Consider the following 4056-nt stretch of genomic DNA (forward strand, 5'->3'; position numbering starts at 1 on the left):
AAAGCAGCCGTTCATTCAGAGTTGCTTCTATCCCATCATACATGGTCGAAACGCATACAAAATGAGGGCACGGAGCGCTGTGCCGGCATCCGGCACCATCGGCATTGAAATTGGCGTGATCTGCGAGTTACTCCCGGAGTATGGCTGCGTAGCATCGGATGCATTCCAATCGAGGAGAAAGCAGATGACCGCGCACAATTCACCCACACGAGTGGCCCTGGTTACCGGTGCCTCTTCAGGTATGGGCAAGGCTTTCGCCAAGGCATTGCACGATGAGGGCCTGGTGGTCTATGCCGTCGCTCGTCGTCTGGAACAGATGGACGATTTGCGACAGCTGGGCGTACATACATTGCAGATGGACATCACCTGCGATGAGCAAGTACGGGCGGCTGTCGAGCGCATTCAGGGCTGGCATGGCGCAGTCGATGTATTGATCAACAATGCCGGCTTCGGTCTGTATGGTGCCATGGAAGATACTGACATCGATGAGGCGCGCTATCAGTTCGAGGTCAATCTGTTCGGTCTGGCGCGCCTGACTCAACTGCTGTTACCGGCGATGCGCGAGCGGCGTGGCGGGCGGATCATCAATATTTCGTCGATGGGCGGCCGCCTCTACACACCGCTGGGTAGTTGGTACCACGCCAGCAAACATGCCCTGGAGGGTTGGTCGGACTGCTTGCGTCTGGAACTGGCGCCCTTTGGCATCGACGTGGTGATCATCGAACCAGGAGTCATTTCCACCGAGTTTGGTGAGGTCATGGTCACGCCCCTGCTGCAGCGCTCCGGCAGTGGCGCCTACGCGCCCATGGCCCAGGCTGTGGCCGCCGCCACCCGGAGCAGCTATGCCAGTGGCGGTGGTTCTGATCCGCAGGTGATCAGCACGCTGATCCTGCAGGCAGTCCGTGCACGGCGCCCGAAAACGCGCTATATCGCTGGCAAATACGCACGACCGATGCTGTTCATCCGCAAGTGGTTTGGTGACCGGCTTTTCGACAAACTGGTGCTGTCGACCGTGAAGTAAGGGTACACCGTGAAGCAGGCGAGTCGTTTTAGTGTCCACCGCGGCTGGAGACTGTTGATCACCGATCTGGGGCTGCAGCCGGCCGACGTCCTGGCTCTGGCCGGTTTGCCGGGCGATCTGTTCAGTCGCGCCGACGCCAGCCTCACACCGGCCGATTACTTTGCCTTGTGGCGTGGCCTGGAGACAGCTGCAGGCGATCTGGAGCTGCCGCTGGCGATTGCCCAGGCACTCTCGGTGGAAGTTTTTGATCCGCCGATTTTCGCCAGCCTGTGCAGCCCCAATCTGAATGTCGCCCTGCAGCGCCTGAGCGAGTTCAAGCGCCTGATCGGGCCGATGCACCTGTTGCAGGAGGTCACTGCCGACGCCACCACGGTCGAACTGAGCTGCTACGGCTATAGCGGTGCGTTGCCGCGCGCGCTGTGTACCACGGAACTGGTGTTCTTCACCCAGCTGGCGCGGCTCGCTACCCGCCAGGCGATCGTGCCATTGGCGGTGACGCTGGTGGAGCCGCCACAGCAGGCCGAAGCCTATCAAGACTTCTTCGGTGTGCCTGTCAGCGCCGGCACGAGCAATCGCATCCGCTTTTGCACCGCAGATGCGGTGCGGCCGTTTTTAACCGAGGATGTGCAGATGTGGGACTTCTTTGCGAGCAACCTGCGCCAGCGTCTGTCGATGCTGGATGCCGAGGCTGGCATCGCCGAGCGTGTGCGGGTGGCACTGCTGCAGATGCTACCCAGCGGCCTGGGTTCCATCGAGGCCGTAGCCAGTCACCTGGCCATGAGCAAGCGCAGTCTGCAGCGGGCTTTGAGTGCCGAAGCCGCCAACTTCCAAGGCATTCTTGGCGCCACCCGTGCCGAGCTGGCCCGGCATTATCTGAGCAACTCGACCTTGTCGTCGGGGGAAATCGCCTTTCTCTTGGGTTTCCAAGACGGTAACTCGTTTGTCCGTGCTTTCACTGCCTGGACCGGCATCAGTCCGATACGCTATCGCAAGGCGAGTTGACGACATTCAGTCAATCGTGACGGAACCTTGCCGCGCCCTTCAACCGTGACGCCTGTAAATCACCACATCTCCAGAGGTCGCAATCACCAATGTCTGCCCTGAGTAGGAAAAACCGAATGCCCTCACTTCGGACTCGATCGCCAGTTTGTGAAAGCTCGATGGTAGATTGCATTCGGCACCATGAAGCCAGGAACCCGGCTTGAACAACAGCAAGTGATGCTCAGGCCATTTCAAAGTCACGGTCTCAGTCGACCAACCATCGGGTGTAGTAGAGGGTAGACTGCCGCCATAAATGCCAGCCATGCGGATGGTCTTGTTTTCAAGCGCGCCGATGCCCTTGCATTCGAGGAAGCGGTCTGTGAGTGCTCGATCAGAAGCGTCTCGGGCAATTTTTTCTCCGGTCTCACAATCGAATAGACCTAGTCCTGAACTGGAAGATACAAGTAACAACTCCGAGTCACGATCAAAGCCAACATCATACAAACCGGCAACGGTGTACTCCCCGGCGAGCTCCCAGGGAGACGGGGGTTGGGACGTTTGGCATTGATTGATGATTTCTCTTAACGGGTTCAGATGGGATGTCGGCATACGATGGGGACCTGTATTTTCATCAATGTCTGCTCTTGGCATTGCGCAGGTGGTGATGTTAGGGGAATTGGCGGTGAATCAGGCATTGGATAATGTTGAGGTGAAGACGTGAGAGCCGGCTGAGGTTAGCCAAAAGTACGGCGCCATATAAGCTGGATTACCTCAGCCGAATGCTGCCTGTTTTGAGAGGCAGCATTCGGCCAAAAACGGACGTTCGCAAGTGGCCGCTAACGGACAAAAGCGGTCTGTCAGAAATCGTCAGAATGCGGTTCAGTATCTGAAAACTCAGCTCGATAATCGCTGTGCGTCAGTGCCAGTCTCTAAAACAGTGCATGCATTGACGCGCACGCCAAGTTCTCAACTGCCCTCCGCAGAATGAGCAGTGGGCAAGCTTTTGCTCGCACAGAGGCCTCATCCGATGGCGGAAATACTCCCAGACAACTTCCGGTTCAATATTTTCTCGGCGGACTATCTCATCTACTACTGCCTGATCACCCTTCTCGTGGAAAACCCCGATGATCGCTAGCGTTTCGATTGCCGGACAGTAAGCAGTAATTGATTCGCCACATCGATTGCAAACGCGTTGACCATAGCCAGTAATCATAAATTCGTTTCAGTACCTGGAACTGGAGATGACCTTTTTACTAGACACTGGGTGCAGTGACAATGTCCGCAAGGGTCGATTGTTGCCCATCACGACAGGCAGCAATCGGTCAAGAGCGGACGTACAGCCCACTACTTTTCATCAGCCAGAAGCTGCCGGCAGAAGGTAACCTTGAAAAGGATTTACACTCGCTTGGCTGTGTCCTAGACGTCAACTTACGGAACAGATTCGTGCACATTCATATTATCTACACCCGAACAGGCATGCTGCTCTCCAAGCATCCTTACCAATCATGGATAGAAATTCAAGATCAATACCCTGAGTACATGACTTCGCTCGGCCCTTGGGAAGAAGAGACGGTCATCGAATACCTTGCAGATGAATACCCAGAGCTTTCCCCGCATCCGCAAGAGCAAGTCATTGCGTTCATAGCGGATACTCCAGAGGTAAGAGTGCTTACTTTTGCCGCGTAGATCGTCTTGGCGACCATTCTCAGATACTCGCTCTCAATGATTAGTTTGTTCATTTTCAGGAAGCATTGTGAATGCCTGTTTTTGAAATTTTGCCGCTGGTAGCAATCGGCCCCGCGCGGCTTGGCGCTTCACGCGCAGCAGCAAGGGAAGCAATGTCTGTGAATGGACTCCCGCTTGAACGATCCGATGGCCGCGTAGATTATTTCTGCGAAGCTTCCATCCAGCTTGAGTACGGCCCTGGCGATGAAGTCCAGTTCATAGGCGTCTCCGGAAACTCTCAGCTCAACTTCACGTTTAGAGGGGTTGATGTTTTTGCTATCTCTGCGGCTGAATTGTTTTCACTAATGGCTGCCTCGGACGATTCCGGC

At 55.8% G+C, this 4056-nt stretch carries 4 protein-coding genes and 1 pseudogene; 4 read left to right on the top strand and 1 reads right to left on the bottom strand.

Annotated features, from left to right (window positions below; all coding sequences use genetic code 11):
- The first annotated feature begins 184 nt into the window (after positions 1 to 184).
- A complete protein-coding gene (locus tag ACOI8A_RS28195; RefSeq protein ID WP_420657984.1) occupies positions 185 to 1021 on the top strand; it encodes an oxidoreductase in 837 nt (278 codons plus the stop codon).
- A 54-nt stretch (positions 1022 to 1075) separates the two neighbouring features.
- Positions 1076 to 2023, top strand: a complete 948-nt coding sequence (locus tag ACOI8A_RS28200) for an AraC family transcriptional regulator ligand-binding domain-containing protein (protein WP_420657986.1) — start codon at positions 1076 to 1078, stop codon at positions 2021 to 2023.
- A 39-nt stretch (positions 2024 to 2062) separates the two neighbouring features.
- On the opposite strand, the gene ACOI8A_RS28205 is transcribed toward ACOI8A_RS28200, so the two are convergent.
- On the bottom strand, positions 2063 to 2611 hold the full coding sequence (locus ACOI8A_RS28205) for a hypothetical protein (protein WP_420657988.1): 549 nt from the start codon (positions 2609 to 2611) through the stop codon (positions 2063 to 2065).
- An 834-nt stretch (positions 2612 to 3445) separates the two neighbouring features.
- On the opposite strand from ACOI8A_RS28205, the gene ACOI8A_RS28210 reads away from it, so the two are divergent.
- Together ACOI8A_RS28210 and ACOI8A_RS28215 are read left to right on the top strand one after the other, a co-directional pair.
- The gene (locus ACOI8A_RS28210) at positions 3446 to 3688 is read left to right on the top strand and encodes a hypothetical protein (protein ID WP_420651423.1); all 243 of its coding nucleotides are present in this window, start codon (positions 3446 to 3448) and stop codon (positions 3686 to 3688) included.
- A 71-nt stretch (positions 3689 to 3759) separates the two neighbouring features.
- A pseudogene (locus ACOI8A_RS28215) lies at positions 3760 to 4056 on the top strand (hypothetical protein); the annotation flags it as partial.

The sequence above is a fragment of the Pseudomonas sp. P4795 genome, assembly GCF_048822895.1.
GTDB lineage: Bacteria > Pseudomonadota > Gammaproteobacteria > Pseudomonadales > Pseudomonadaceae > Aquipseudomonas.